Source organism: Sphingomonas sp. GW821-FHT10F11 (assembly GCF_058809095.1).
On the sequence record NZ_JBXASH010000002.1, the window covers coordinates 824,602 to 850,866 of the forward strand.

The 26,265-nt window shown below is 65.2% G+C and carries 23 protein-coding genes; 13 read left to right on the forward strand and 10 right to left on the reverse strand.

What is annotated here, in order from left to right; all coding sequences use genetic code 11:
• Positions 1–70: 70 nt before the first annotated feature.
• The 3 genes from AC1RT8_RS10225 to AC1RT8_RS10235 all read right to left on the reverse strand — a co-directional run bounded on the left by AC1RT8_RS10225 (position 71) and on the right by AC1RT8_RS10235 (position 6,235).
• The gene (locus AC1RT8_RS10225; RefSeq protein WP_493075505.1) at positions 71–2,239 is read right to left on the reverse strand and encodes a TonB-dependent receptor; all 2,169 of its coding nucleotides are present in this window, start codon (positions 2,237–2,239) and stop codon (positions 71–73) included.
• Between the two features lie 164 nt (positions 2,240–2,403).
• Positions 2,404–3,705, reverse strand: a complete 1,302-nt coding sequence (gene fahA, locus AC1RT8_RS10230) for a fumarylacetoacetase (protein WP_493075506.1) — start codon at positions 3,703–3,705, stop codon at positions 2,404–2,406.
• A 286-nt stretch (positions 3,706–3,991) separates the two neighbouring features.
• Positions 3,992–6,235: a TonB-dependent receptor gene (locus AC1RT8_RS10235; protein ID WP_493075507.1), complete on the reverse strand. Its 2,244-nt coding sequence runs from the start codon at positions 6,233–6,235 to the stop codon at positions 3,992–3,994.
• Positions 6,236–6,552: 317 nt separating this feature from the next.
• Here AC1RT8_RS10235 and AC1RT8_RS10240 point away from each other — a divergent pair, with 317 nt between their 5' ends.
• From AC1RT8_RS10240 to hmgA, 6 genes are all read left to right on the forward strand, one after another.
• Complete coding sequence (locus AC1RT8_RS10240) at positions 6,553–7,314, forward strand: SDR family NAD(P)-dependent oxidoreductase (RefSeq protein WP_493075508.1); 762 nt, start codon at positions 6,553–6,555, stop codon at positions 7,312–7,314.
• A gap of 19 nt (positions 7,315–7,333) precedes the next feature.
• Positions 7,334–7,954, forward strand: a complete 621-nt coding sequence (locus AC1RT8_RS10245; protein WP_493075509.1) for a cupin domain-containing protein — start codon at positions 7,334–7,336, stop codon at positions 7,952–7,954.
• Entirely contained in the window at positions 7,951–8,526 is a 576-nt protein-coding gene (locus tag AC1RT8_RS10250; RefSeq protein WP_493075510.1) for a nuclear transport factor 2 family protein, read from the forward strand. Before AC1RT8_RS10245 ends, AC1RT8_RS10250 begins: the two co-directional genes overlap by 4 nt.
• A complete protein-coding gene (locus tag AC1RT8_RS10255) occupies positions 8,523–9,410 on the forward strand; it encodes a fumarylacetoacetate hydrolase family protein (protein WP_493075511.1) in 888 nt (295 codons plus the stop codon). Before AC1RT8_RS10250 ends, AC1RT8_RS10255 begins: the two co-directional genes overlap by 4 nt.
• Positions 9,407–10,177, forward strand: a complete 771-nt coding sequence (locus AC1RT8_RS10260; RefSeq protein ID WP_493075512.1) for an alpha/beta fold hydrolase — start codon at positions 9,407–9,409, stop codon at positions 10,175–10,177. The genes AC1RT8_RS10255 and AC1RT8_RS10260 overlap by 4 nt, the downstream gene beginning before the upstream one ends.
• Positions 10,178–10,336: 159 nt before the next feature.
• A complete protein-coding gene (gene hmgA, locus AC1RT8_RS10265; RefSeq protein ID WP_493075588.1) occupies positions 10,337–11,620 on the forward strand; it encodes a homogentisate 1,2-dioxygenase in 1,284 nt (427 codons plus the stop codon).
• A gap of 64 nt (positions 11,621–11,684) precedes the next feature.
• On the opposite strand, the gene AC1RT8_RS10270 is transcribed toward hmgA, so the two are convergent.
• Positions 11,685–12,482, reverse strand: coding sequence for a helix-turn-helix transcriptional regulator (locus AC1RT8_RS10270; RefSeq protein WP_493075589.1), 798 nt, complete (start codon positions 12,480–12,482; stop codon positions 11,685–11,687).
• A 190-nt stretch (positions 12,483–12,672) separates the two neighbouring features.
• Here AC1RT8_RS10270 and AC1RT8_RS10275 point away from each other — a divergent pair, with 190 nt between their 5' ends.
• The 4 genes from AC1RT8_RS10275 to AC1RT8_RS10290 all read left to right on the forward strand — a co-directional run bounded on the left by AC1RT8_RS10275 (position 12,673) and on the right by AC1RT8_RS10290 (position 15,631).
• Positions 12,673–14,031 (forward strand): MFS transporter, encoded by a 1,359-nt coding sequence (locus AC1RT8_RS10275; protein WP_493075513.1) that lies wholly within the window; start codon positions 12,673–12,675, stop codon positions 14,029–14,031.
• Positions 14,032–14,066: 35 nt separating this feature from the next.
• A complete protein-coding gene (locus AC1RT8_RS10280; protein ID WP_493075514.1) occupies positions 14,067–14,660 on the forward strand; it encodes a malonic semialdehyde reductase in 594 nt (197 codons plus the stop codon).
• An 84-nt stretch (positions 14,661–14,744) separates the two neighbouring features.
• Positions 14,745–15,125 (forward strand): nuclear transport factor 2 family protein, encoded by a 381-nt coding sequence (locus tag AC1RT8_RS10285; protein WP_493075515.1) that lies wholly within the window; start codon positions 14,745–14,747, stop codon positions 15,123–15,125.
• 23 nt (positions 15,126–15,148) lie between these two features.
• Positions 15,149–15,631 (forward strand): GlcG/HbpS family heme-binding protein, encoded by a 483-nt coding sequence (locus AC1RT8_RS10290; RefSeq protein WP_493075516.1) that lies wholly within the window; start codon positions 15,149–15,151, stop codon positions 15,629–15,631.
• A gap of 13 nt (positions 15,632–15,644) precedes the next feature.
• Here the strand turns inward: AC1RT8_RS10290 and AC1RT8_RS10295 are convergent, their stop codons facing one another.
• The 4 genes from AC1RT8_RS10295 to AC1RT8_RS10310 form a co-directional block, all read right to left on the reverse strand.
• On the reverse strand, positions 15,645–16,871 hold the full coding sequence (locus AC1RT8_RS10295) for an MFS transporter (protein ID WP_493075590.1): 1,227 nt from the start codon (positions 16,869–16,871) through the stop codon (positions 15,645–15,647).
• A gap of 9 nt (positions 16,872–16,880) precedes the next feature.
• The gene (locus AC1RT8_RS10300; protein WP_493075517.1) at positions 16,881–17,855 is read right to left on the reverse strand and encodes an alpha/beta hydrolase; all 975 of its coding nucleotides are present in this window, start codon (positions 17,853–17,855) and stop codon (positions 16,881–16,883) included.
• Between the two features lie 78 nt (positions 17,856–17,933).
• Complete coding sequence (locus AC1RT8_RS10305) at positions 17,934–18,521, reverse strand: cytochrome b (RefSeq protein ID WP_493075518.1); 588 nt, start codon at positions 18,519–18,521, stop codon at positions 17,934–17,936.
• On the reverse strand, positions 18,518–20,059 hold the full coding sequence (locus AC1RT8_RS10310; RefSeq protein ID WP_493075519.1) for a class I adenylate-forming enzyme family protein: 1,542 nt from the start codon (positions 20,057–20,059) through the stop codon (positions 18,518–18,520). Before AC1RT8_RS10310 ends, AC1RT8_RS10305 begins: the two co-directional genes overlap by 4 nt.
• A 177-nt stretch (positions 20,060–20,236) precedes the next feature.
• On the opposite strand from AC1RT8_RS10310, the gene AC1RT8_RS10315 reads away from it, so the two are divergent.
• Complete coding sequence (locus AC1RT8_RS10315; RefSeq protein WP_493075520.1) at positions 20,237–21,325, forward strand: BTAD domain-containing putative transcriptional regulator; 1,089 nt, start codon at positions 20,237–20,239, stop codon at positions 21,323–21,325.
• A gap of 23 nt (positions 21,326–21,348) precedes the next feature.
• On the opposite strand, the gene AC1RT8_RS10320 is transcribed toward AC1RT8_RS10315, so the two are convergent.
• A complete protein-coding gene (locus AC1RT8_RS10320) occupies positions 21,349–22,176 on the reverse strand; it encodes a hypothetical protein (RefSeq protein WP_493075521.1) in 828 nt (275 codons plus the stop codon).
• A gap of 28 nt (positions 22,177–22,204) precedes the next feature.
• Positions 22,205–22,810, reverse strand: coding sequence for a nitroreductase family protein (locus tag AC1RT8_RS10325; protein ID WP_493075522.1), 606 nt, complete (start codon positions 22,808–22,810; stop codon positions 22,205–22,207).
• Between the two features lie 223 nt (positions 22,811–23,033).
• Here AC1RT8_RS10325 and AC1RT8_RS10330 point away from each other — a divergent pair, with 223 nt between their 5' ends.
• Together AC1RT8_RS10330 and AC1RT8_RS10335 are read left to right on the forward strand one after the other, a co-directional pair.
• Positions 23,034–23,468, forward strand: a complete 435-nt coding sequence (locus tag AC1RT8_RS10330; protein ID WP_493075523.1) for a lipocalin-like domain-containing protein — start codon at positions 23,034–23,036, stop codon at positions 23,466–23,468.
• 228 nt (positions 23,469–23,696) lie between these two features.
• Positions 23,697–25,901 (forward strand): TonB-dependent receptor, encoded by a 2,205-nt coding sequence (locus tag AC1RT8_RS10335; protein ID WP_493075524.1) that lies wholly within the window; start codon positions 23,697–23,699, stop codon positions 25,899–25,901.
• Positions 25,902–26,265 lie beyond the last annotated feature (364 nt).

Sequence of the window (26,265 nt, forward strand, 5' to 3'; positions counted from 1 at the left end):
CGGCGGCGTTCGACATGATCGCCAGGGATTCGCGGGTATCGGCCGTGCCGATCATGAAAGGCTCAATTGGTCAGAAGTCGGCGCTCAGCGTGATGCCGTAGGTCCGCGGGGCATCGTACTGGACGATGGCGGAGGTGTCGGACTGGCCAAGCGCGGTGCTGACCGGCTTGTTGGTCAGGTTCTTGCCCCAGACCCGGACGCCGTAGCGCTTGTCCGGCGTCTTCCAGCCGATCGAGCCGTCGAGCAGCGCATAGGCCTTCTGCTCGAGCACATTGTCGGGCTGGCCGAAAAAGCCGCTATTGTAATAGCCGCCCACGTCGAACGACCAGTCGCCCGCTTTGGTCTCGTGCACATAATGCAGGTTGAGGTTGACCGTCGCGTCCGGCGTGATCGGAAGCCGGTTGCCTTCGGCCGATACCGTCGACCGGATCGACCCGCCCAACGGATTGGGGGTGTAGCGGTCGGCGTTCGGGAAGCTGGTGAAGCGATCGTGGAGGACGCTGACGCCGCCGTCGATGGTCAGCCCCTTGGCCGGACGCAGTTGGAGATCGAGGTCGAGGCCGTAGATCTCGGCGCCGGCGCCATTGTAGATGAAGATGTTGTTGAACTCGAACCGGCTCACCTGGATGTTGCGGTATTTGTAGTAGAAACCTGCGGCATTCACCCGGAGCAGCCGGTCGAACAGCTCCGACTTGATGCCCACCTCATAGGCGTCGAGCTTCTCCTGCTCGAATGCCGGTGCCCCGGCGTTCCGCGCATTGTAGCCGCCGCTCTTGAAGCCGCGATTGTACGAGGCGTAGATCATGTTGTTGTCGTCGAGCTTGTGATCGAGCGACACCCGCCATGTCGGGGCGGAGAAGGTCTTGTGCTGCGACACGTCGGGCCCGAACGGGTCGATGACGACACCGTTGATCAGCGTTGCCGCCGTCGTCGAGAAGATCGTGCGGCGTTCGGTGCTGTAGCGGAAGCCGCCGGTCAGCTTGGTCCTGTCGCCAAGCGGAACGGTCACCTGTCCGTAACCCGCCCAGGCACGGGTCGTGAGCTTGGCGTAGTTGGAAATCCCGGTGATCGGCGGTGCCGGGGGCGGCGGAATCGCCGGGCCGCCGAGCCGCAGTTCGTTCGGGTCGAGTTCGGCATTGGCGTTGAAGTAGAAGGCGCCCACCACCCACTGGATCTTCGATCCGGCGTCCGATTGCAGCTTCAGTTCCTGGCTGATCTGCCGATCGTTGAGCACCGAGACTGTCAGCGTCTGGGCCGGGGTCGCCGTCAGGTCGGTATCGAAGCCGATCGTGTATTGGGACTTGCGATAGGCCGTGATCGACTGAAGCTGGACGCCGCCCAGATCCTGCTGGATGTCGAGGCTCGCGCCGCCGCCGTTCAGGCGCTGATAGGGATCATAATCGGCTTTGATGTCCCAGGTGCGGATATTGTAGGCGGGGCCGAACACCGGCACCAGGCCCGGCACTTCCTTCGAGCTGATCGACATGTTGCCGACCCGCCGCGCATAATCCAGCGAAAGCTTGACTGTCGTCGCATCGGTCGGCGTGAACACCCATTTCGAGCGCAGCGCGAGGTCGAACTTGGTGCGATAGACGTCGTTACCGGTCGTGACGTTGACGCCGTACCCCTTGCCCTGGGTCGTTACCTGCCCGGCAATGTCCGCGGCCAGATTGGGTGCGATGCCGCCGGCGATATAAGCGCTGCCCGTAAAGGTGTCGTAATTGCCGTACCCCGCGCTCATCTTGGCGGTGAAATCCTGGGTCGGATCCCGCGTGATGATCTGAATGAGGCCGCCCGTCGCGTTACGGCCGAACAGGGTGCCCTGCGGGCCCTTGAGCACTTCGACCCGGGCGACATTGTTGAGGGAAAGCAGCGAGCCCGGCTGCGATGCCATATAGACGCCGTCGATATAGACGGCGACGGAATTCTCCAGGCCGGCCCCGCCCGCCGACGTGCCGATGCCGCGGATATGCGGCGACACGAAGCCGGTCGACGCCTGGATATAGAGGCCCGGGGTGATCGTGTTGAGCTTGGTCACGTCGGTCACGCCGGACGCCGCCAGCTGGTCGGCCGACAGCGCGGTGATCGCGATCGGCACGTCCTGAAGACGTTCGGCGCGGCGCTGCGCCGTCACGATGATGTCGGGCGTCGCGTCGGCATTCGATGTCTCCTGCGCCATCGCCGCGCAAGGCATCAGGCAGATCCACGCCGTCGATGCCGCCAACAAAGCCTTTTTCACGATCTCTCTCCCCATATGGCCGTCTTGGCGGCCGATTTAGAGAGTGGAGTAATGTCATAATGGAGTATCGTCAATATGACATCTATCAAATATCAGATGCCCTTATCCAGGGGGCCTGCCTCGGCCGGCCCCCGCCCCGCCTGACGCGCGCACCATAGCGGCGGTCATCCGCCCCGCGCGGCGAGGACCCTGGCGCGGCATTCGCCAAGGCCGATCGAGACGAATCCTTCGGCGTGCGCGTGCCCGGTGAAGATCACCTCGTCGCCATCCTCGAGGAAGCGGCGCTCCTCCCCGGTCGGGAGCGAGAGAGGCGTCGATCCGCCGCGCGTGATTTCCAGCAGGCTGCCGAATCCCGATGTGTCGGGTCCCGAAATCGTTCCAGTACCCATCAGGTCGCCCGGATTGAGGTTGCAGCCATTGGAGCTGTGGTGCGCCACGATCTGCGCCGGGGTCCAGTACATGTTCGACGCAGCGCTCCGGCTGAGTTCCAGCGGCGGCACCCCCTCGTTCCGCATGCGGCCGCTCAGCAAGGCGACGCGCAATTCGATTGCCAGGGCGCCTCCGGCCTGATCGCGGCCATCGGCGAGATAGGGAAGGGGAGGCGGATCGCCCTCCGGCCGGGGCGGTTGCGCGATCCGGAACGGCGCCAGCGCCTCGGACATGACGACCCAGGGGGCAATGCTGCTGTGGAAGTTCTTGGCGAGGAACGGCCCGAGCGGGACATATTCCCATGCCTGGAAATCGCGCGCCGACCAGTCGTTGAACAGGCTGAATCCGGCGATATGGTCGGCCGCGTCGCCGATCGGTATCGGCTGACCGAGTTCGTTCCCGCGTCCGATCCAGATGCCCAGCTCGAGTTCGTAATCGAGACGCGTCGACGGCCCGAAGCGCGGCCCGGCGTCGTCGGGACCTTTCGATTGACCCATCGGGCGGATCACCGGAACGCCGGACGGGCGAATGGAGGATGCCCGTCCATGATATCCGATCGGGATATATTTGTAGTTCGGCAACAGCGGATTGTCGGGCCGGAACAGCCGGCCGACATTGGTCGCGTGATGAATGCCGACATAGAAATCGGTATAGTCACCGATTGCCGCGGGCAGGTGGAGCGAGCAGTCACCGGCGCTTGCCAGGGCCGGACCGACCGAGGCCCTGTACCTGTCGTCGCAGAGCAGCTTCGAGATATTCCGCCGCAAGGCGCCCCGCTGCACAACCGACAGTGCGAACAGCCCGTTGAGGTGCCGCGCCGTCGCAACGCCTTCCAGGTCCGAAGGCAGCAGGTGGCGCACGGCCGACAGGTCGAGGATATGGTCGCCGATGGCGATCCCCGGCCTCGGCGCCTCGCCGGCACGCGAGAAGATCGCGAAGGGAAGATTCTGGACGGGGAATTCGGGATGGCCGTTCGCGTCCGCCACCCAGCTTTCAAGATTCGGCGCATGGGTTTCATCGATTGCGGCACGGGTCATGCGCTTGTTCCTCGGGAGCGGAGCGGGGTTTTGATCCGATCCGTGCGAAAACGGCCCGGCCAGATTCGGGGATGCCTGTCGCATGGCCGCCGGTGCAGCATCACTGGCGCCATTGATTGGCTAAGGCCATCAATCGACCGGTCGAGAGCAATTGGCAAAAAAATGACCTCGGGGCCTATCATCGCACGATATGGAGATGATGGGAGGAGCCAAGGCTGGTGACCGGGCAGGCGAGCGCCTCGCCGCGCGGCCTCGCCGTGTCCGGCTCCTCCCGATCGACTCATGCCTACCAGGATCGCGATACGGTGACGGAAATCGTCCGGGGCGGGCCGGCATGCCCGGTCGGATACGCCCCGGGCGCCGCGGCACTGTTGAGATATTGCTTGTCGGTGACGTTGCGGACGAGAAGCTGGCCGCGCCAGGCGCCACCCTGCGACCGCCAGCCAAGCGCGAGATTGAGCAGGCCATATTCGGGCTGGCTCAATATGTTGACGTTGGTCACGTCATAATAGACCTTGCCCTGCCAGCTGAATTCCGCGCGCGTGGCGATGGTGCCGATCGAGGTCGGGATGTCGTACTGGATCGCCTGCAAGGTCGAGAAGCGCGGCGCCGCGTTGAGGCGGTTGCCCGTGGCGTTGAACGAGGTCGTCGCCGGGTTGTACCGGGGATCGCCGATGACATAGCTCACGGCGCCGGCGACGACCGCTGCGTTGGTGAAGCTGCCATAGCGCGCGTCGAGATAGGAGGCGTTGGACGTCAGGGTGAGATTCGGCACCGGCTTGGCGGTGATCTCCAGCTCGATGCCCTTCACCTTCGCGCTGTCGGCATTGCCGATAAAGGCGTTGCCCGGGCTGAGCAGCGCCTGAACCTGCAATCCCTTGTAATCATAGACGAAGCCGGTCAGGTTGACGCGCAGGCGGCGATCGAGCCAGTCGCTCTTGATGCCCCCTTCATAACTCCAGATCGTCTCGGGCGCGAAGGTGAGCGCCGCGAGGCTCCGCGACGAATAGTTGAAGCCGCCGCTCTTGAAGCCCCGGGTAATCGATCCGTAGATCAGGAAATCGGGGGTGAGCCGGTAATCGATCCCGAATTTCGGCGTGAACGCGTGATATTGGCGCTCGGCGGACGTCGTGAACGGCAGTCCCACCAGCGCGCCGGTGGCAAGCAGTTTCGTATAGGCATAGGGATCGATGCTCTTGTCCTCCCAGGTGTAGCGAGCACCCAGGGTCACGCGCAGCGCGTCGGTGACATTGTAGCTGCCCTGCGCGAACACCGCCTTCGATTCAGCGACCACGTCCGGTATCGAACCGCGGATGAGTCCCGGACCGATCAGGATGGCCGTGGTCGATCCGACGATCCTCTCCCGGAAATAATAGGCGCCCGCGACCGCAGCCAGGCCGCCGCCATTATATTGAAGGGCAATTTCCTGGGAGAATTGGTGCTGGTCTTCCGTCTGGCGGTTCTGCGTCGAATTGAGTTCGGTCGCGTCGGAATCGTTGCTGACGATATAGTGGCTTTCGCGATAGGCCGTGATCGACTTGAGCGTCAGCGACGGCGCAAGGCCGATATTGATCTCCTGCGAGACGCCGCCGCCCCGCGCGTCGAGCAGCTGGGGAAGGTCGAGCGCCACCTTGCGGTAGGTGCCGACCGTCGAGTTGGCGAGCGGGGCCGGGACCGACACGCGCGCGAGCAGCTGATCGTAGCTCTCGATATATTCGTAGGTCCGGTACCAGTCGCCGCGCGTGATCGCCTCGACCGACCCGAGGACCAGCCGGACCTGGCCCCGCACGGCGCCCCGATTGGCGCTGTCGACGTCATGCCCGCCGGGCGCGATATTCTCGATATAGCCGTCATGCCGGAGATAATTGCCCGACAGGCTGACCTGGAGCTTTCCCGGGATGAGCGGACCGCTGACATATCCCTGGGTCTGGACCAGCCCATACTCGCCCGCGGTGACGGCGAGGCGCGCGGCGAATTCGTCTCCCGGTTTGCGCGAGATGACGTTGATCGTCCCGCCGGCGGCATTGCGGCCATAGAGCGTGCCTTGCGGGCCGCGCAGGATCTCGACCCGTTCGACGTCGAAGAAATCGCCGAGCTGCGCCGATGGCCGCGCGATATAGACGCCGTCGACTTGCGTGGTGACGTCGGGATCGGAGCCGGCATAAGTATTGGTCGTCCCGATGCCGCGGATGAAGATCAGGGCATTGGCCGCGGCCTGCGAGACCTGCAGGTTCGGCGTATATTGCATCATGTCCTTGATGTTGGTGGACTGACGGTCTTCGAGCTGCTGCGCGGTGAACGCGGAAATCGCGATCGGCGTTTTCTGCAGGGACTGGGCCCCGGTGCGTTGCGCGGTGACGATGATGTCCTCGTTCGCCGCCGTGGCGCTTGCGCTCGAATCCTGCCCGCCCGTGCTCTGCTGTGCCAGGGCGACGCTTGGCAGCAGGAGCGCGCCGATGGCGCAACCGGCGAGGTTCAGGCGCGTGGTGGTCCGCAGCGTCGCGGACCGAAGCGTGGTTGCCGTCTTCATCGAATATCCTCCCCCAATGGATTGCGGCCTGGTGCTCCAGTGCCGCGATGGTCGCAGCCTCTGGGGATCGTCGTGGCGATCCCGCATGGCTGGTCGACGCCGTCCGCAATGCGCGGACCTGGTTCGCCTAGAGAAAGCGGAGCGGCCGGGCAGCCACACGCGACTGTGACGAGCGCCCCCCGGACACATTGGCGTGTGACTGCGCCGGGAGGGCGCGCACCCTATCCGGTTGCCTCCCGCTTCGGATCGCCCGTGGGGCTCCCTTGCCTGTCCTGGGCAGGCGTGCGGGCACCGGTTGAATTCAGGAGGAGCGTGCCATGACCCTGTCCCTCACGCCGCTTGACGGTCGTGTGGCGGTGATCGCCGGTGCCACCGGCGGCATCGGCGCCGCGACCGCGCGCCTGATGGCGGAGGCCGGCGCCTCGATCCTGGTCGGCTATAATGCAGGTGAGGCGCGCGCCTCGGCGCTGGTCGACTCGCTTCCCGGCGGCGCGGCGCGCCACGGCGCGATTCCCATGGTCATCGGCGACAGCGCGACGCTGCAGGCGGCAGCCGGCGTGTGCGAGGGGCGCTGGGGGTGCTGCGACATCCTGGTGAACGCCGCCGGCCACACCAACGCCATCGCCCATCACGATCTCGATGCGCTCGACGACGAGACGTTCGACAAGATCATGGTTTCCAACGTCCGTGGCCCTTTTGCGTGCATCCGCGCCTTTGCCCCGCTGATGCGGGCAAGCGGGGATGCGGTCGTCGTCAATATCTCCTCGATCTCCGGCTTCACCGGATCGGGCAGCAATGTCGCCTATTGCGCCTCCAAGGCAGCGCTCGACAATCTCGCGCTGTCGCTCGGCCGCGCCCTGGGCCCCGAGATCAGGGTCGTTTCCATTTCGCCCGCCGCGGTCAACACGCCCTTCGTTCCCGGCCGCACCGCCGAGGCGCTTCAGGCGGCGGCGGCCAAGACCCCGCTCAAGCGCCTCATGGAACCGGAGGAAGTCGCCTGGGCTGCGCTCGCGGCGGTCACCCATCTGCGGATGGCGACGGGAACCAGGATCGTGGTCGACGGCGGTCGGCATCTCTAACAGGGCACAGGAGTTGGACATGGATTGGGAGAAGGAATCCCGCGAGGCCCGCGAGGAGCGCGGCATCACCGACTATGAGCCGCTCCGTCCGTTCGTCGCCGAACGAACGCTCGATCGCGCTTTGTGGTACGAGAGCCAGCTTCTCGTCATGTACGCCGACGGCCCCGCCGTGGGCCACAGCTGCTGCATCTGGGAAGGCAATATCCCGGAGGGCATGGGGCCGCCGCCGCACGTCCATCTCCACCAGCACGAGATATTCTTCATCATCGAGGGGCATCTGACCGCCTGGGTCGAGGGCGTGCGCTATGACGTTCCCAAGGACGCGATGATCTTCCTGCCCGCGGGACGGGCGCACTGGTTCCTTTCGGCGGCGCCCGTGACCCGCATGTTCTCGCTGACCGTCACGGCGACCGGCTTCACCTCGACTCACCAGCAACGCCGGTTGTTCGAATATGTCGGCGAGCCCGCCGGGGCGCTCACCCTGCCGCCTGCGGGGCGGTCGGAGCGCCGGCTCGACCCGGAGGTCCTGGCCGAAATTTCGGAATCGGACGGCTCGAAGCTTTTCGACGTGCGCGAACAGGGGTGGCGAAGGGCGTTTGGCGCCGAGGGCGAAGTCGGGCGGAGCGACCCCGGGCAATGATCGCCTGCCTCTCCCTCGTGCAGCACAGCCATGTGTGCGCCGCACGGAACGGGCCACAATGGATCACGGCCTGCGGTCTTGCGATCGACGAAGCGCACGTCACCCCGGCTCTCTTCGTCGCCGACGCATCGGACCCGACCTGTCCGCAATGCCGCCTCGGTCCGCCATCCGTCGAGCCGGTCGCGTCTCGGCCGGCGGTCGGGATCGACGGCTTTGCCCGCTGGTTCATCGAGACGGTCGTCGGATCGAACCAAGGCGGCGAAATCGACCGCCTTCTCGAGCCGGATATCGCCCGCTGGTTCACCAGCGACCGGATCCAGCGGCTGCACGCGCTGTTTCCCGGGCTCGACATGGTCGTGGACGAAGTACTCGCGCAAGGAACGAAAGCGCTCGTCCGCTACACCGTGACCGGCCATGACCAGTCGGGCCTGATCGGATCGGCCGGCGACCGGCTGAACCTGCGTCAGGCGGTCATCCTCGAACTGGCCGACGGCCTGGTTGCGCGCATCGATCCGCTCATCGACGATTTCGCCCTCTGGCAGCTTCCGTCGCCGGGAGGCCGGACGGCATGAAGCTCGCGACCTTCTTCCATGACGATCGGACGAAGCTCGGCATTGTCGACGGCGCGACGGTGTGCGACGCGAGCGCCGGTCGCGATTGCGCGCGGGACATGCACGCCGTCCTCGATGGCGGTGCCGAAGCCTTGTCGCAGCTCAAGCGCGCGAAGGCGGACCTGCCGCGCCTGGCGCTGTCCGAAGTGACCCTGTGCGCGCCCGTGCCCAGGCCGCGCAAATTCCTGGGCATCGGCCTCAACTACCATGGCCATCGCAACGAGCTGGCCGAGCGCGGCGTGCAACTGCCCCCCCTCGGCACCCAGATCTGGTTCAACAAGCAGGTGACCTGCCTCGCCGGGCCGAACGATCCTATCCATATGCCGCGCGTTTCCTCGGCCCTTGATTACGAGGGCGAACTGGCCTGCGTCATCGGGCGCCGGTGCCGGCATGTCTCGGTTGCCGACGCCGGTCGGGCGATTTTCGGCTTTATGGTGGCGAACGATGTCAGCGTACGCGACTGGCAGGCGGCATCGCCGACCGGGACGCTCGGCAAGTCGTTCGACACGCACGGACCGTGCGGACCATGGCTCACCACGGCTGACGAGATCGAGGATCCGCATGGCCTGACCTTGCGGACCTATGTCGACGACGAGTTGCGCCAGCAGGGCAATACCGGCGACATGATCGCGTCGCTGGCCGACATGATCGCGCATCTGAGCACGGTGTTCACGCTCGAGCCGGGCGACATCCTTTCCACCGGCACGCCCTCCGGCGTCGGCCAGGGTTTCGATCCGCCGAAATTCCTGAAGCTCGGCCAGAAGGTCCGGGTCGAGATCGACGGGCTCGGCGCGATCGAGAATCAGGTCGTTCCCGAGCCTCCAGGTGAAGGATTCCTCTCATGACCCGCCACCATCCCGAACCGGTTGTTGCCGGACAGGGTGCCAATCATGTGCTCGTCCTCCATGGCTGGTTCTCGGATCATCGCCTGTTCGACGATCTGGTCGGCGCGCTCGATCCCGGCCGGTTCACGACCGCGCGGTTCGACATCAGGGGTTATGGCAGGTCGCGCGAAATAGCGGGGCGTTTCGATCTCGGCGAGGTCGCCGAGGATGCGATCGCGATCGCCGACGCGCTTGGCTGGTCGCGCTTTTCGATCGTCGGACACTCGATGGGCGGCAAGGTCGCACAACGGCTCGCCATCGCCCATCCCGGGCGCGTCGCCTCGGTCGCAGCGGTAACGCCGGTCCCGGCGACGCCGCTTGGACTTGATGAGGACACCAAGGCTTTCTTTACGCGGGCCGCCCAGGAAGACGAAGTTGCGCAGGCTATCGTTGCGCAGTCGGTCGGCGCGTCGCGCGATGCCGCCTGGATCGCCGGGCTCGTCACGCACACCAGGCAGACCGCCCGGCCCGAGGCATTTGCGCGCTATGCCCGTTCCTTCATCGACGACGATCTGTCGGCCGGCGCGGACACCTTGTCGATGCCGTTGCTTGTCCTGTTCGGGGCCGAGGACCGCGGGGTCGACCATCATTTTCTCGAGCCGGTCTACCGCGCCCTTTATCGCGATGCGCGGATCGAGGTGATCCCCGGAACCGGCCATTATCCGATGATCGATGGCCCCGCGGCGCTGGCCGGCCGGCTGGCCGCCTTTTTCGAAAACCCGGCATGATCGGGACTGTCACCGCCGGTTGTGACTGATCGCTTCAGGTGCCCCGCCTAGTCTTCCCACATGACAAACCAGGTCGATGAGATTGCCATGAGCCATGCCGCAGACTTCCAGACGCACGGCGAGGCCGTGCTTTCTCCGCCGGATGGCAGCCTTGCCTATATGCCGGGATTCCGGAACGGCTTCTCGACCGAAGCGGTCGCGGGCGCGCTCCCGATCGGGCGCAATTCGCCCCAGCGTCCGCCGCTCGGCCTCTATGCCGAACAATTTTCCGGATCGGCCTTTACCGCGCCGCGCGCGCGCAACCGGCGGACCTGGTTCTATCGCATCCGCCCTTCGGTGAGCCACGGGCGCGACTTCAAGCCGATGGACACGCGCCTGGTGCGAACGGCGCCCTGCCGCGACGAGAGCGAGATGCCGATCTCCCAGCTTCGCTGGCGACCGATCGCCATTCCCGACGACCCCTGCAACTTCCTCTCGGCGCTTCGCACCATCGTCACCACCGGCGATGCGTGGTTGCAGACCGGCATGGCGGCGCATGTCTATCTCGCCAACGAATCCATGGGGCGGCGATATTATCGCAACCTCGACGGCGAGCTGCTTCTCGTTCCGCAACAGGGCACCCTGTCGCTGTTCACCGAATGCGGGCGGCTTCAGGTCGGCCCGGGCGAGATCGCGATCATTCCGCGTGGCATGACCTTCAAGGTCGATATCGTCGAGGGTCCGGCACGCGGCTTCATCTGCGAGAATTACGGCGCCGCGTTCGAACTGCCCGAACGGGGGCCGATCGGCGCGAACGGACTCGCCAATGAAAGGGATTTCCTGACGCCGGTCGCTGCCTATGAGGAGGATGACGAGCCGGCCCGGCTCTACGTCAAGATGCTCGGCAAGATGTATGTGAGCGAGATAGCGCGTTCGCCGCTCGATGTCGTCGCCTGGCATGGCAATTGCGCGCCGGTCAAATACGACCTGCGCCGTTTCTCGCCGGTCGGGTCGATCCTCTACGATCATCCGGATCCGTCGATCTTCACGGTGCTCACCTCGCCTTCGGAAATTCCGGGGACGGCCAATGTCGATTTCGTGATCTTCCCTGAACGGTGGCTGGTCATGGAAAACACGTTCCGCCCGCCCTGGTATCACCGCAACGTCATGAGCGAATTCATGGGCCTGATCTACGGCGTCTATGATGCGAAGCCGGACGGTTTCGCGCCGGGCGCGATGAGCCTGCACAACGGGATGCTGGCGCATGGGCCCGACAGCCAGGCATTCGATGCCGCAACCAGCCGGGACCTCAAGCCCGACAGGCTGGCGGACACGCTCGCCTTCATGTTCGAGACGCGCACGGCGATGAATCCGACGGGCTATGCCAGCACTCTTGAATTGATCGACGGGACCTATCCGACCTGCTGGGACGGGCTCAAGGCCAGGTTCAAGGCGCCGGCCTGACTTGTCGGAATCCGCGCCTCATTCGCACAGTCCCGGCGGCGGGGCGCCGGAGCGCGGGCATCCGTCAGTTCATGACCGTCGCGACCTGCATCCGCACCGGGCCACCCGCCAGGCGGAGGAGTTCATTCTGGGAGGTGATGCCGAGCCGGGTATAGGCGCGCTTGCGATAGGTCAGCACGGTGTTGATGCTGATGCCGAGCCTGAGCCCGATCCCTTCCGAGCTGACGCCAAGGGCGATAAGCGCACATACCTGCCGTTCGCGCTCGGTAAGCACCGGAGCCACCTCGGCGAGCCGAAGGTCGAAATCCTCATAGGTCCGCAGCAGACGGTCGCTGCCCTTGGCGTGCCGCCACAGCAGCGGCATCAGCAATCCTGCAGCGTCGGCGATCGCGGCCTTTTGTTCGGGCAGGAAGCCGTGCGGATGGTAGAAGTTCGCGCGCATGATGCCATCGTCCCGCGTCTCGCAGAGCGAGATGCGCTCGGCGATCCGGACCGTCGTGTAGCAGTCGTCCCGATAATCGGCATTGTCGATGTCGTTCGGCCGAATCTCGATCATGTGGAAACCCGGAGCGAGTTGCCGCAACCGGGCATGAACGGGGTCGAGCTGCCAATAATGCCTGATGTAGCGGGTGCCCACTTCCCGCGCCACCTGGGACGCCCCTTCATTCCCGGCAAGCACCAGGAAGCGCCCATCGTCGCGGCCGAACGCGATCGCGTTCATGTGGATGCAGCCGATCGCATCGTGCACGAGGTGAAAGAGATCGTCCTCGAACCGGTCGATCCCCACCGTCTCGATCAGGTCAGCGACACTCCGCTGGAAAATATGCGCGCCCCGCGAAGCCGGGGGCAATTCGTGGATCATCACCGCTTCAGGACCCTCCCTCCAGCGCCGGAACGGGCCGGGCCCGTCCGCGCTGCTTTCGTCGAGCCTAGTGCGACGAAGGGGGCCTGACAATGCCGCGCCCAGCCGAGATGCGCCGTTCCGGGATTGGCGAGCGGCAACCGGCACGCATCGGGATTTCACGAACGGATAGAAAAGTTGGGATCAGGATATGAACCGCTCGGCCGCGCTTGTTGAGGAGAAGCCGGATGTCGACCTCGAGGCGTTCATCGATGAACGGCGCTTCGGCCGGCCGCATGTGCTTCTCATCGGATTATGCGCGTTGGCGGCCGCCATCGACGGATTCGACGCGCAGCTGATCACCTATCTCGCCCCGTCGATCGCGCGGGATCTCCATCTTTCGCGTGCGATGCTCGGGCCGGTCTTCTCGCTCGGCATCGTCGGCATGGCGCTCGGCTCGCTTGCCGGGGGCATGCTGGCCGATCGCTTCGGGCGCAGGCCGATCATCCTGCTGTCGCTTCTCTGGTTCGGCGTCTTCTCGATCCTGACGGCGTTCAGCACCGGCGCCGCGTCCCTTATCGCGCTGCGGTTCATTTCGGGCCTTGGCTACGGCGCGCTCATGCCGAACGCGGCGGCGCTCGTGGCCGAATTCGCGCCGAAGCGTTACCGGGCGACCGCCGTCATGATCATGTATTGCGGGGTGGCGGTCGGCGGATCGCTGGGCGGACCGGTGACGGCCCTAGTGCTCGAATATCATAGCTGGCATTTCCTGTTCGTCATGGGCGGCGTGCTCGGCCTGCTGATCGCACTCCTGCTCGGCGCGCTTCTCCCGGAATCCATTCGTTTTCTTCTCGCAACCGGCGGCACGCGCGACCGGCTTCAGAAGTCCATGCGGTTCATCGACGCGGGCTATGCGCTGGCGCCCGAGGCGCGCCTGGTTGCCGCGCCCGCGGCAAGCGCCGGGAAGGTTGCCGTGCGCCACTTGTTCCTGGACGGACGATTGCCGGTGACGCTGCTGCTCTGGGGAATCTTCCTGTGCGCGGCGCTCGATCTCTATTTCATCGTCACCTGGCTGCCGACCATTCTCCAGGATCATGGCGTGGCGCCGAGGGACTCGCTTCTCGTCACCTCGATGTTCCAACTCGGCGGCCTGCTCTTCCCGCTGCTGCTCGCCCGGATGATCGACGGGGAGCGCGCGATTGCGACGGTCTGTTGCATCTTCGGCCTGGGCGCGGTCACGACCTTCCTGATCGGTTTCGCCGGCACCTCGGTCGGCCTGCTTGGGCTGCTTGTCTTCCTGACCGGTGCCTTCGTCCAGGGCGGCATGACCGGGCTGACCGCGATCTCTGCCGGTCTCTACCCGACGTTGATCCGATCGAGCGGGGTCGGATGGGCGCTCGGGCTGAGCCGGGTGGGCGGAATCATCGGGCCGATGCTGGGAGCAGCCGCCGTTGCCGCCGGGCTGTCGTTCCAGGCGATCTTTGCGTTCTTTGCCATCCCCGCAATCCTCGCCGCGCTGGCGGCAGCCGGCCTCTCCCGGGTTGCTCGCCGGCAACCCGATCCCCGCTAGCGCCTGACCATTCAGCTCGATCTCAAGGAAATTTTATGAGCCACAAGCTTCAAGACACTGCCCTCGATGTGCTTTTCCGGGAAGCACGCAGCTACAATGCCTATCGCGCCGAGCCTGTCACCGAAGCCGACATGAAGGCCATCTGGGACATTGCGAAGATGGGCCCGACCTCCGCCAACCAGTTGCCGGCGCGCCTCGTCTGGGTAACCTCGCCGGAAGCGCGGGAGCGCCTGGCGAAGGTCGTCAGCGACAAGAACCGTCCGAAGATTCTCGGCGCTCCGGTCAGCGTCATTATCGGCATGGACGTGGATTTTCATCTCCATCTTCCCGACCTTTTTCCGCACATCGACGCGAAGAGCTGGTTCGAACACGACGCCGATCTGCGCTTCAGCTCGGCCTTCAGGAACTCGTCCTTGCAGGGTGCCTATCTGATCATGGCGGCGCGCGCCCTCGGGTTCGACACCGGCCCGATCTCCGGCTTCGATCACAATGGCGTGGAGGAAGCCTTCTTCTCCGAGACACCCAATGTGCGCGTCAATTTCATCATGACGCTTGGCTATGGCGATCCGTCATCGGTGTTCGGCCGGCTCCCGCGCCCCGAATTCGACCGCTTCAACCGGATCGCGTGAGCATGGGTCACATCGGCTGGTGGCTGCCGCGCGATCCAGCCCGGCGCATAGCCGGGCGGCGGATCAGCCCCGGGCGAACATGTCATGACCAGTGAAGCAGACCTGCGCGATCTCGAGGAGCGGCGCTGCCGGGCGATGATCGCCGTCGACCTGCCGGAACTCGACCGGCTGCTGGACGATGGCCTCGTCTGGATTCACGGTTCGGGCCGGGCCGAGGACAAGAAGGCGCTGCTCGCGACGATCGATCGCGAGAGACCCTATCGCGACCTGATCATCAGCCGGCACAGCGTTCGCGAGATCGGCACTGCCTGCATCTCGACCGGCATGGTCGAGATCACGCTCGCCTCGCCGAACGCGCCGCCGACCTATTTCAACCTGTTCACCAATGTCTGGCTGCTCGCAGGCGGGCAGCCCCGGCTTGTTCATGCCCAGTCGACCCGGTGCTCCGCGCCGGAGCCGCGCTGATTTTCACCGAAAGGACCGAGACGATGACCGCCGACACTCCAACGACCAACCAATCCGATCGCGCATGGATCGGACTCGCCCAGGCGTCGATCATCGTCGACCAGACGCTTCAGGCGGCGCGGGATCGCGAATTGCCGCCCATGACGGTCACGGTCCTCGATCCGGGCGGCCGGCTCGTCGCGGCGAAACGCGAGGACAATTCAAGCTTCTTCCGCGCCGAGATATCGAGCGCCAAGGCCTGGGGCGCCCTCGCCATGGGCATGCCGACCCGCCTGCTCGCCGACAGGGCGGCAAAGGCGCCGGATTTCACCCAGTCGCTGACGGCACTTACCCAGGGTCGTTTCATCCCCGTGCCGGGCGGAGTGCTCATCCGCGATGCGCAAGGGCGCCTTCTCGGTGCCGTCGGGGTCTCGGGCGCGCATCCGGACGATGACGAGGCCTGCGCTGTCGTCGGCGTCGCGGCCGCCGGCCTGGTGGCCGATATCGAAGGGCCGCCGCGCAAATAAGCCGGCGCGGGCCCTATTGCTCTTGCGGCGCCGGCGAACCGATCCGGCCAGGCAGCGCCGCAATCAGCACGCCCGCCACGACCAGGCCGATGATCGCGCCGACGACCGCGATCGAATAGGACCCCGACAGGTCCCGGCTGCGGGCAAAGACGATTCCGCCGGCCGCCATGCCGAAATAGAGGAACACCGCGAGCCCGCCAAAGATGGCGCTATAGGCCTTCATCCCGAACAGCCTGGCGCAGAAGAACGAGATGAAGGCATGCTCGGACCCGACGCTCAGGCCGAGCGCCAGCGTCCCGACAATCGCCAACGCCATCGATCCGTCGGGAACAAGCCAGATCCCGAGCCCGAGCCCCGATGCGATGAAGAAGGCGGCGGCGGTAAGCCCCGGCGCGAAGCGATCGAGGCTCCAGCCGGCGGCCACCCGGAAAACCAGCACCGACAAGGCGAGGATCGCCAGGAGAATGCCAGATCTCTCCGCCGGCGCGCCATATTCGATCGCCACGGACTGGAGTTGCGACACGAACCCGACCGACGCCGCGCCGGCGAGGAAGATCGCAGCGCCGAATTGCCAGAACGCCATGGTCCGGATCGCCTCGCGCCGCTCGAGCCCGTCCACAGCGCCGACCCGCGCAGCCCGATCGGTCGGGCGGATCAACCAGATAGCGGCCAGGCCCCCGACCAACGCGATCGCCGCGAGCAGTTGATAGCCGGTGCGCCATCCCCCATGGGCCAGCAGATTCCCCAGCACGGGTGACAAGATTATCCCCGATATCGAAATGCCCGACAATGCGATCGCGATCGCGGCCCCCTTCGACGCTGAGAACCGTGCCGCGACTGGGCGCGTATAGGCAATCGGTCCCGTGGCGCAGCCGAGCAGGTTGAAGCCGATGAAACCGATATAGAAGGCGGCGAGCGACGGGCCGATCACCGACAGATAGAAGAACGAGGCAGCCATCGCCGCCGCCGAAATCGCGGCGACCGGCCGGACGCCGAACCGGTCGATCAGGCGGCCGGCGAAGGGCAGGGCGATCCCGGTCAGGGGCAGGGCAAGCAGGCCGACCGCAAGCGCCGTTTTCGACCAGCCGAACTCGGCCTCCAGCGCCCGGAAGAACATGCTCGTGATCGGCGTGTACATGCCCACGCCGCAGGCAAGGCCGATCGTCGCGCCGACAAGCTCCCGCCAGTTCCGGCGGAATTCTCCCGGTGCCACCATCGCATCGCCTTCACTCGCTGACATGGTCAAGGCTCAGTTCCTTCGCACGAAGTTGAGGATTTCGCGGGTGAGCGATGTGTCCGGCGTGTTGATCGAGTAGATTTCGGACATGTGGTTGTGCCCGGCAAGCAGGACACTGCTCACGCTTCGCGATCTGCCCGGGGGCACGGCGGACAGGAACTGCCGGCGCTGTCGCAGAAAATAATCAGGATCGAACTCGGCATTGGCGAGCAGCAACGGGATTCGGGAAGCGAGCAGGCCGTCGAGCGATGATTCAACGGCGAACTTGTCCGGGTCGCCGCCGAAATAGGCCTTGGCTCGCGTCAGCAGCGGCCTGTCGGCCGGCACAGCCGTTTCGGGCGCTTCGACCGTGAAGCTCCCCGACAGGAGGATCATCCCGCGCACCCCGGGCAGGTCGCCCTTCCACAGCGCCCGGTCGGCGCCATAGGAGGCGACATGGGTCGCGCCCGCCGAATGTCCCATCAGAAACAGCTTTTCCGGGTCCCCGCCATAGGATGCCGCCTTGATGCGCGCCCATTGAACCGCGGCGCCCACATCCTGCGCCGCCGCCGGCCAGGTCGCCATGGGCGCGAGACGATAGTCGATGCTTATGACGACAAAGCCATGGCGCGCCGCCCAGAGCCCGACATTGTCGTAGAACGGGCTTTCCGCCGAAAGCCTGCGCGCGCCGGCCGTGAAGCCGCCGCCATGGACGAAGATCAGGATCGGGCGCTTGCGCTTCCCGCGATGCTGCTCGACGAAGATGTCGGCGACCTGCTGATCGAGCGGACCATAGGCGACGCCCCGCGCCACGGTGATCCCGCGATAGGGCTCCTGTTCCTGGAGCGGGCCATAAAGTTCCGCCATGGCGCGGCCATCGACCGTGCGGCCGCCGGCGACGATGGCCTGTTTGATCGCCGGTGGGACCTGTGCCTGGACCGGCGCACAACAGGCCAGCAGACACGCCAGCGACGCCAGCCAGACCGGATAATTCGGGCCGATCGTCATGCTGCGCCTCTCCTGTTTCTCCATCGCGATCCTGCGGGCAGGGCTTCAAGAGACTCTCAAACCGCGATGCTGTCCATGTCACGATCGCCGCGGCAGGAAGATGCCGAGCGGCGCCATCCGCCATATCACGCCGTCGCGCGCGACCAGGTGCTTCACCGCGCCGGCAAGATGCAGCAGGAGCAGGCCGAGCGCGATCTTGCCCAGGACCGAATGGGTAAGCGAGAAATCCACATGGAGTTTTGCAAGCTCTGCCGGCGCCAATCCGCGCAGGAGCGGGAAATAAGGCCAAGACACGACGCCGAAATAATGGATCGGCGGTGCCGACGCCCGGGTGGTCACCGCGATCCAGCCAGTCAGCGGTAGGCCGATCATGATCAGATAGAGACCCGCATGGACGGCTTGCGCCAGGCCGCGCTCCCATCGCGGCATCGCCGCGGGAAGGGCAGGGGGCCGGTGCAGGATGCGCCAGGCAAGCCGCAAAAGGCTGAGCATCAGGATCGTGAGCCCGATCGACTTGTGATAGTCGAGGATCGCGAATTTCTCCGGCGGACGCGCGTCGCGCCCCATGACCCCGAGCGCGATATTGCCGACGATCAGCGCCGCGATGGTCCAGTGGAGGATGATCGACCCGGTCGCATATCGGCGCGGATTGGTTTTCGCGGTCATCTCATGCTCTCCGCTTCCCGGGTCGCAAGGGCGTCGACGAGAAACCGCTCCCTGATCGCGGCGGTGGCGATCTTGCCCGCGCCGGTCTTGGTCAGGGGAGCATCCGAAAAGTCGATGCGTTTCGGCGCCTTGTAGCCGGCGATCAGGCTCCGGCAGTGCCGATGGAGGTCTTCGTTCGTCGGCGCGACTGCTTCCGGCGACGCGTAGATCACCGCGCAGACTTCCTCTCCCCAGCGTTCGCTGGGAATGCCGAACACCGCGGCTTCCGCCACCGCCGGATGCGCCAGCAGTGCGTTCACCACCTCGGCCGGATAGACATTCTCGCCGCCCGAGATGATCATCTCCTTCTTCCGGCCGACCACCCGGTACAGGCCGGTATCCGTGCAGGTGCCGAGGTCCCCGCTATGGTACCAGCCATCGGCGAAGGCATTCGCCGTTGCCGCGGGATCGCCCCAATATTCCCGGAACAGGCGAGGGCCCTTGAGGACGATCTCGCCAATCTCGCCCGGTGCGACCTGCCGCCCCTGGTCGTCGACCAGGGCGATGTCGACATGGCGCGTCGGCCGCCCGACCGTATTGTACGCCGTCTCAGGATCGGGATTGTCGCCGGCCTGCTCGTGGCACACGAAGCCGGATCCCTCGGTCAGGCCGTAAGCCTGGCGCAGGCCGCATTTCAGCACCGATCGGCACCGTCGATAGACGGCATCCTGCATGGGCGATCCGCCATAGCTGATCAGGCGAAGCGACCCGAGATCGTGGCGCAGGTCGGGCCTTTGCCGCGAGATCCAGTCGAGCAATGTCGGCGGAAGGCTGGTCTTGGTGATGCGCTCGCGCTCGACCAGCCCGCCGAACGCCACCGGATCGAACTGGACCGCGACATGTGCACCGCCGGCCAGCGACATGCCCCAGATCGCAAAGGCGTCGACCAGGTGGAACATCGGCGCCGAATGCAGCCACACATCGTCGCGCTTGAACTCAAGCCTCTCCAGCGCGTCGATCGCGCTGGCCAGCAGATTGCCATGGGTCAGGCACACTCCTTTGGGCAGTCCGGTCGTCCCGCTGGTAAAGAAGATCTGGGCGATCGTATCGGCGGTGCAGCGTTCGGGCGGCGCGGCATGCGGGAGCGCATGGGCGATCGCCTCTTCATAGGGATTCCGGCCTCCCGGGCCATCCGCGTCGTCCCATGGCAGATACGCGATGCCATGATGCTCCGGCAAAGCGCTCCCGAGCAGGAGCTTGCAGCCGACCCGTTGAAGGATATCCCCGATCTCGCCCGGCGCGAGCCTCGTGTTGAGGGGCACCAGCACCAGGCCCAGCATCGCGCTGGCGAAATTCACTTCGAGATATCTGAACCCGTTCGGCGCGAAGATCGCCACCCTGTCGCCGGCCGCCAGGCCATGGGCCGCGAGCACCGACGCGAGCCGGCGGGAGCGGGCCAGCAGCTCGGCATAGGAAAAATGCCTGCCGTGAGTCGACACCGCGACCTGGCTGCCATGGATGGCATCGACTTGTTCGATCAGATCATACAGCGTGCGCATGGCGCATCCCTTCGAGCCCCCGGCTCAAAGGAGCGTCAAAAGCCGCGTCTCCGCGCCAGGCGATTGACTCGGCGATGCGATCGAGCGCACATCGCCGAGAGAATGAGACAGGGCGGCCCGAACGCCCTCGGACCCGCACCGGCGCGCAAATAGCCGGACCGCAGCAGGAGGGGAGGCATGTCGCACCTCGAAATGAAGGCCTTGGGACCGCTCCGGTTCGAGGATCCCAACGGCCAGGAACGGCGGCCGCCCACGCGCAAGACGGCGATGCTCGCCGCCTATCTCGCGATCCACCCTGAGCGCAGGTTCAGCCGGGAGATGATCGCCGGCATGCTGTGGGGCGAGAAGGATGAGGCGCGTGCTCGCCACAGCCTCAGTCAGGCGCTCTCCGACCTGCGCCGCACCTTCGGCGACCAGCTGGTCCTTGGCGATTCCCAATTTGTGTGGAGCCCATCGAACGCGATCAGCGTCGACGTCGCCCGCCTTTCGGCGATCGAGCCGGCCTATGCTTCGCGCGAGGAGCTGGAACTTTTCGAGACGCTCCATCAGGGCGAATTCCTGCAAGGATATGATTTCGCCCAGACCGGCCTGTCGAGCTGGCTTGAAGCCGAACGGGAGCGCCTCAGTCGCAGGCTCCACGACGCGCTGGCCCGGCTGGCCCAGATCCGCCTGTCAGCGCGGGAATATGATCTCGCTTTGTCGACGGCGCAGCGCATCCTCGACCTCGATCCCTATGACGAGACGGCGCATCGCACGATCATGCGCTCCCATGCCGGCAAGGGATTTCCGCGCCGCGCGCGCGATCATTACGAGGCGCTGTCGCGAGAACTCGAACTCGAACTCGGCGTGGCGCCGGAGGACGAGACGACCGATCTTTTGGGCCGGATCCTGAACGGCGAGGACCTTTCCTCCATTTCCCGGACGCTCGCCGATTTCGCGTTCGTGCTCGAGCAATTGCCCTATGCCGTCGCCGTGACCGACACGGAAAACCGCATCGTCGGCTGGAATCGCATTGCCGAGGATTCGCTGGGTTTCGCCAAGGACGAAATGTTCGGCCGCCCGCCGACTGCCGTTTATGCCCAGGGCGGGGATGCCGGTCTCGCCGAGCAGATCCTGCGCCAGGCCATTTCCGGGGGACGCTGGGTGGGCGATGTCTTTCTCACCTCGAAGGACGGGAACACCTTTGCCCAGCGCCGGATCGTCAGCCCTCTGTTCGGGCAGGACGGCAATATGGTCGGCGCATTCGGGCACGGCATCACGCTTTAGCGTGTCGATACCGGCTCGCGCCGTCAGTGCGTGTTGAAAGGACCAGGATAGGGACCGGGGAAGCGCGCCCTGATCTCCGACGCGTCGAGGATATAGCCGTCCCACAACCGTTTCCACAGCGCGGTGCGGCCGAGCGGCAGCGAGATCAGGAACACCACCGTGACGCTGCCCAGCGCGATCGCGAACCAGCGGTCGTGCCGCCCCGTCATCCACCATTTCAGGAGATAGAGCAGCAGCCCGAAGCAAAGCACGGGGCCGTAAGCGTACAGCGGCGGGGTGGCGGCCAGCAGGTCGGCGACCGGCACGCGGGCAAGCGCGCCGGACGCGATGACGATCGTCGCGGTCAGGATGAAGGGGCGATGCACCTCGGCCCTGGCGCGGTTGGCGATCGCGATCGCAATCAGGACGCCGAACAGCCCGATCTCGGTCAGCATCTCCATCAGGAAGAATTTCGGCCCGCTGAACATCATATAGGCCGTCGGATTGTAATGGGCGGAGAGGATCGCCATCGCCGCGCCGAGCCCGACCACGGCCACCGCGAGTACGGCGCCGACCCAGCCCCACATCCGATGCTGTCGCAACTTGCCGCGATAGACCAGCAGGCTTTGAGCCACGAGCAGGATCGTCCAGCTCGACATCGCGAAGGCATGCGGCAGGATGATGGAAACCACCTCGGGCGTCAGCGGATTGCCCATGAAGCCCTTGCCGCCCATGAGATAGAAATAGCGAAAGCCCAGCACCGCCGTGCCGAGCGAGATCAGGCTGGCAACGACGTAGAATAGCCGCTCGCGTTTCAGCGCGGCCCGTGGCCCGTCGTTCCTGGAGGGTAGCTCCTCATCCCGATCCTGCATGGTTTTTCGCTCTCCCCGGCCGGCCATTTTATGCCGTGGTTCCGCCAAAGCGCCCCTGCCAGGCGAAGGAGGTAACCGGATTGCGGCCGCTGGGCGCTTCGCGCGCACGCAGCGGCTCGGGGAGCGCGTCCCTGTCCGCCCGGCGGCCGACCACGATGGCCGCCTCGATGTGGAAATCGTCGGGAATGCCCAACTCGGTTTGCGCGCGTTCGAAATCGACCCCCGCCAGCCCATGGGTGGACAAGCCAATCCGGGTCGCCTGAAGCGCAAGGCAGGCCCAGGCCGCGCCCGCATCGAACGAATGGCTGCGCGAGACTTCGGGCCCCTCCCTGCCGGGGAGCTGGATCATCCTGTCCGACACCACGAAGAGGATGACGGAAGCACCTGCGGCCCAGGCCGCATTGAAGGGCCTCAACAGGCCCAGAAACCTTGCCCAGTCATCCGAATCGCGATGGGCATAGACGAAGCGCCAAGGCTGGCGATTATAGGATGAGGGAGCCCAGCGCGCGGCCTCGAACAGCACGCCAAGCTCCCGATCTTCCACCCTCGATCCGTCGAAGGATCGCGGCGACCAGCGCTGGGTGAAGATCGGGTCGATATCATGATCGGTGCTTCTTGGCGCTGCGGGCTGCATCAGGCTGGTTCCTCGTTCATCGAGAACTGGGCAGGCGCTGGCCGGGTATCCGATCCGCGTCGAAGGCTGGAGCGTTCGGGAATCCAGACCCAGTCCCAATTCATCATGACCGACCTGTCAGCGAGCACTCAAAGGAATCTCAAAGCGTCGCGACCATTTGACGGTTGCTTGATGCTGCCACCCCATTGCGGCGTGATCGGATGCCCGATCGGAGGACAGGTTCATGACACCAGCCAATGCCGAACTCGTCGGGGTTTGGGATATGCTTGGCGAGGAGGACGTGGACGAGCAGGGCAATCCGCTGCATCCGCCGGTGCCGCGCTCGGGCCGTCTCGTCTACACGCCCGGGGGCCTGGTGTCGGTGGTCTCTACGCCGGCGGTCCGGCCGAAGATCGCTGGCGTGAATCCCCGGCCGGTTATCGTCGGGGCGTCGGATGCCGATCTCAAGGCCGCCGTCACGGGATGCGCCGCCTATTCGGGGCGATACCGGATCGAGGACGATGTGGTGACCCATATCGTCGAGGTGGCGCTCAACCCGAATGCGATCGGTGCCGAACTCTCGCGGCGTTTTGCCATCGAGGGGCAGCACATGACCTTCCTGGCCGCCCCCATCGCGGGCGGGGCCGCGCTTCGAATCCGCTGGCGTCGGATCGGCTGATCGGCTCGCCGCGCCACGACTTGACCCCCCTTGAGTCAGAAGTTTTCCGACCCGTCGCACAGACCTGGAGTAGCAGGGCGAAGGTGCCGGCCGCGGCGCCGTAATTGACCTTGCTCGTCTCCATAGAATTCCCTGCATCCGGCTTTTGACGCTGCTTTGACTTCGCTCTCCTAGCTCGGCCGCCAATCCAGTGGTGACGCGGTGAAGCCGCGCAAAAAGGAGGGGACATTGTCAATTCAGCTCTCACGCGGAAATCTGCCACGCAAGCGCCGGTTGCTTCTGGGCGTAGCCTTCGTCACCGGCATCGGCTGGGCGAATGTCGCGGTGGCGCAGTCCGAACCGTCCCAGGAGGCCGCAGCGCCAACGGTCGAGGATATCATCGTCACGGCGCAGCGTCGGCAGGAACGCCTCCAGGACGTGCCGATCGCGGTCACCGCGATCACCTCGGCAACGCTCGAGACCCGGGGGGTGACGACCTCGTCGGATCTGGCGCAGGCTGTTTCGGGCCTCTCCGTCACCAACAACAGCGGTTATGTCCAGCCGCGCCTGCGCGGTGTGGGCAACAACGTCATCGGCCTCGGTTATGAGGGCGGGGTCGCCACCTATATCGACGGCGTCTATATCGGCTCGGCGCCCGCCTCGCTGATGTCGCTCAGCAATGTGGAACGGGTCGAGGTCCTGAAGGGCCCGCAGGGCACGCTCTTCGGGCGCAATGCGACGGGCGGCCTGATCCAGGTGGTCACGCGCGAGCCGAGCGCTCAACCGGGCGGCCAGATCTCGATGGGCTATGGCAATTACGGCACGATCTCGGCCGATGCCTATGTGACGGGCGGGCTGGGCGATTCCCTCTCGGCCGATCTTGCCGGCCACGCCATGGCGATGAAGGACGGCTTCGGCCGCAATGTCCATAACGGCCAGGACGTCAACAAGACCGACCGCGATCTCGCGCTGCGCTCCTCGCTGCTCTACAACAAGGGCGGCACCAGGATCCGGATCAGCGCCGACTATTCCGAGCTTGCCGGCTCCCTGTTCACGACCCTGCGGCCTGCGCCGGCCGGGCCGACCTATCTGCCGGTGGCACCGCTGCCGAACCGCTGGGATGTCGATAACGACTTCCAGCCTTATTACGCCTTTCGCGGCTGGGGCGTCGCCGGCACGATCAATCAGGATCTCGGCGGAGTCCGCGTCACCAGCATCACGGCCTATCGCCGTTCGCGCATGACCTTCAACCAGGATACCGACGGCACCGGCACGCCCGGCCTGAATATCCGCCTCGCCCAGACCGACAAGCAGTTCAGCCAGGAAGTGCAGCTCTCCTCGACTCCGGGATCGTCCATCAGTTGGGTGGTCGGCGCCTATTATTTCCATGCGACCGGCCTCAGCGATCCGACGACTCTCGACTTTTACGGCGTGGTCCGGCCGGTGATCCCCGGCTTTGGCGTCGTTACCAACAACATCAACTACGCCACGACCAAGACCGAGGCCCTGGCGGGCTTCGCCCAGGCGACCGTACCGGTCGCCCAACGCACCAATCTGACGCTCGGCTTTCGCTATAGCACCGAAAAACGCTCACTCGACAGCGACCTGACGACGGTGATCTCAGCACCGTTCGTTCCCTTCCCGATCACCAACCAGGCGGTGTCGTCGCAGTCGAAGCGCTTCTCGGATCCGACATGGCGCGTTTCCCTCGATCATCATTTCAGCGACGATGTGATGGTCTATGCCTCGTACAATCGCGGCTTCAAGAGCGGCGGCTATAATGCGGCCCTGGCGACCCAGGCGCCCTATAGCCCCGAACAGCTCGACGCCTATGAGGTGGGCGTGAAGAGCTCGCTCCTCGACCGGAGAGTCAGGCTCAACGCTTCGGGTTTCTATTACGATTACAAGGATATCCAGGTCGGCGGCTTCGCCCTTGGCCAGATCTATTATTACAACGGCGCGCGCGCGCGGATCTGGGGTGCGGAGCTCGAGCTGGAAGCTCGGGTGACGTCCGCGCTACGCCTGTCCGGCGGACTGACGGTGCTGGACGACAAGTTCACGTCCTTCCCGAACGCCATCTATTTCGTCGGCTTCAACCAGGTCGTCACGCGCGATGCCAAGGGCAACCGGCTGCCACAGACCGCTCGGTTCACCGGGAATGTCGCCGCCGATTACGAAATCCCGGTGAGCATCGGAAAGATCAACCTTTCAGCGACCTACAGCTACAATAGCGGCTATTATACCGAGGTGGACAACAACCTCTATCAGCCGCACTTCGGGCTGCTCAACGGGGGCGTCGGGCTGAACCTCGATAGCGGCATCGGCATCCGAGGATGGGTGCGGAACCTGACGAACGCCAAGGTCACCAACTCGATGAACACCACGAACATCGGCGCCACGACCAATTACCAGCCGCCACGGACCTATGGCGTGACGGTCAGCGCGTCCTTCTGAGCTGGGGGCGGGGGCGGGGCAAGGGCGCCGAAAGGCGACCTTGCCCCATTCGCGGGAGCGACACTCGGCACCGGCCTCATGCGTCGATTCATCATGACGGCCGATCATGGCAGCATGGGATCGGGCGGCACTCGGGAGCCGCTCGATCTTTCTCATGACAGTCTGAAATGCCGGTGCTTCGTCCGTCCCTGTTCCTGCACGAACGCTCCCTGTTCCGCATGAATTTCTCCCTGTTATTCAGGAACAGGGAGAATTCTGGTCAATATATTGAAATATAACGGAAATATCTCCAACAAAGTTGGAGATAACAGGGAGGAAAAATTTCCACCCTCTTCCGACCCAGTTATCGGCCCCTAACAGGGTG

What these genes read in the sequence shown, in the direction of transcription:
- AC1RT8_RS10290 (WP_493075516.1), top strand. Translation starts at nt 15,149, where the DNA reads ATGACCGCCGACACTCCAACGACCAACCAATCCGATCGCGCATGGATC.
- AC1RT8_RS10235 (WP_493075507.1), bottom strand. Translation starts at nt 6,235, where the DNA reads ATGAAGACGGCAACCACGCTTCGGTCCGCGACGCTGCGGACCACCACG.
- AC1RT8_RS10315 (WP_493075520.1), top strand. Translation starts at nt 20,237, where the DNA reads ATGTCGCACCTCGAAATGAAGGCCTTGGGACCGCTCCGGTTCGAGGAT.
- AC1RT8_RS10320 (WP_493075521.1), bottom strand. Translation starts at nt 22,176, where the DNA reads ATGCAGGATCGGGATGAGGAGCTACCCTCCAGGAACGACGGGCCACGG.
- AC1RT8_RS10260 (WP_493075512.1), top strand. Translation starts at nt 9,407, where the DNA reads ATGACCCGCCACCATCCCGAACCGGTTGTTGCCGGACAGGGTGCCAAT.
- AC1RT8_RS10245 (WP_493075509.1), top strand. Translation starts at nt 7,334, where the DNA reads ATGGATTGGGAGAAGGAATCCCGCGAGGCCCGCGAGGAGCGCGGCATC.
- AC1RT8_RS10310 (WP_493075519.1), bottom strand. Translation starts at nt 20,059, where the DNA reads ATGCGCACGCTGTATGATCTGATCGAACAAGTCGATGCCATCCATGGC.
- AC1RT8_RS10250 (WP_493075510.1), top strand. Translation starts at nt 7,951, where the DNA reads ATGATCGCCTGCCTCTCCCTCGTGCAGCACAGCCATGTGTGCGCCGCA.
- hmgA (WP_493075588.1), top strand. Translation starts at nt 10,337, where the DNA reads ATGCCGGGATTCCGGAACGGCTTCTCGACCGAAGCGGTCGCGGGCGCG.
- AC1RT8_RS10240 (WP_493075508.1), top strand. Translation starts at nt 6,553, where the DNA reads ATGACCCTGTCCCTCACGCCGCTTGACGGTCGTGTGGCGGTGATCGCC.
- AC1RT8_RS10285 (WP_493075515.1), top strand. Translation starts at nt 14,745, where the DNA reads ATGACCAGTGAAGCAGACCTGCGCGATCTCGAGGAGCGGCGCTGCCGG.
- AC1RT8_RS10255 (WP_493075511.1), top strand. Translation starts at nt 8,523, where the DNA reads ATGAAGCTCGCGACCTTCTTCCATGACGATCGGACGAAGCTCGGCATT.
- AC1RT8_RS10280 (WP_493075514.1), top strand. Translation starts at nt 14,067, where the DNA reads ATGAGCCACAAGCTTCAAGACACTGCCCTCGATGTGCTTTTCCGGGAA.
- AC1RT8_RS10275 (WP_493075513.1), top strand. Translation starts at nt 12,673, where the DNA reads ATGAACCGCTCGGCCGCGCTTGTTGAGGAGAAGCCGGATGTCGACCTC.
- AC1RT8_RS10305 (WP_493075518.1), bottom strand. Translation starts at nt 18,521, where the DNA reads ATGACCGCGAAAACCAATCCGCGCCGATATGCGACCGGGTCGATCATC.
- AC1RT8_RS10270 (WP_493075589.1), bottom strand. Translation starts at nt 12,482, where the DNA reads ATGATCCACGAATTGCCCCCGGCTTCGCGGGGCGCGCATATTTTCCAG.
- AC1RT8_RS10295 (WP_493075590.1), bottom strand. Translation starts at nt 16,871, where the DNA reads ATGTCAGCGAGTGAAGGCGATGCGATGGTGGCACCGGGAGAATTCCGC.
- AC1RT8_RS10325 (WP_493075522.1), bottom strand. Translation starts at nt 22,810, where the DNA reads ATGCAGCCCGCAGCGCCAAGAAGCACCGATCATGATATCGACCCGATC.
- AC1RT8_RS10300 (WP_493075517.1), bottom strand. Translation starts at nt 17,855, where the DNA reads ATGACGATCGGCCCGAATTATCCGGTCTGGCTGGCGTCGCTGGCGTGT.
- AC1RT8_RS10330 (WP_493075523.1), top strand. Translation starts at nt 23,034, where the DNA reads ATGACACCAGCCAATGCCGAACTCGTCGGGGTTTGGGATATGCTTGGC.
- fahA (WP_493075506.1), bottom strand. Translation starts at nt 3,705, where the DNA reads ATGACCCGTGCCGCAATCGATGAAACCCATGCGCCGAATCTTGAAAGC.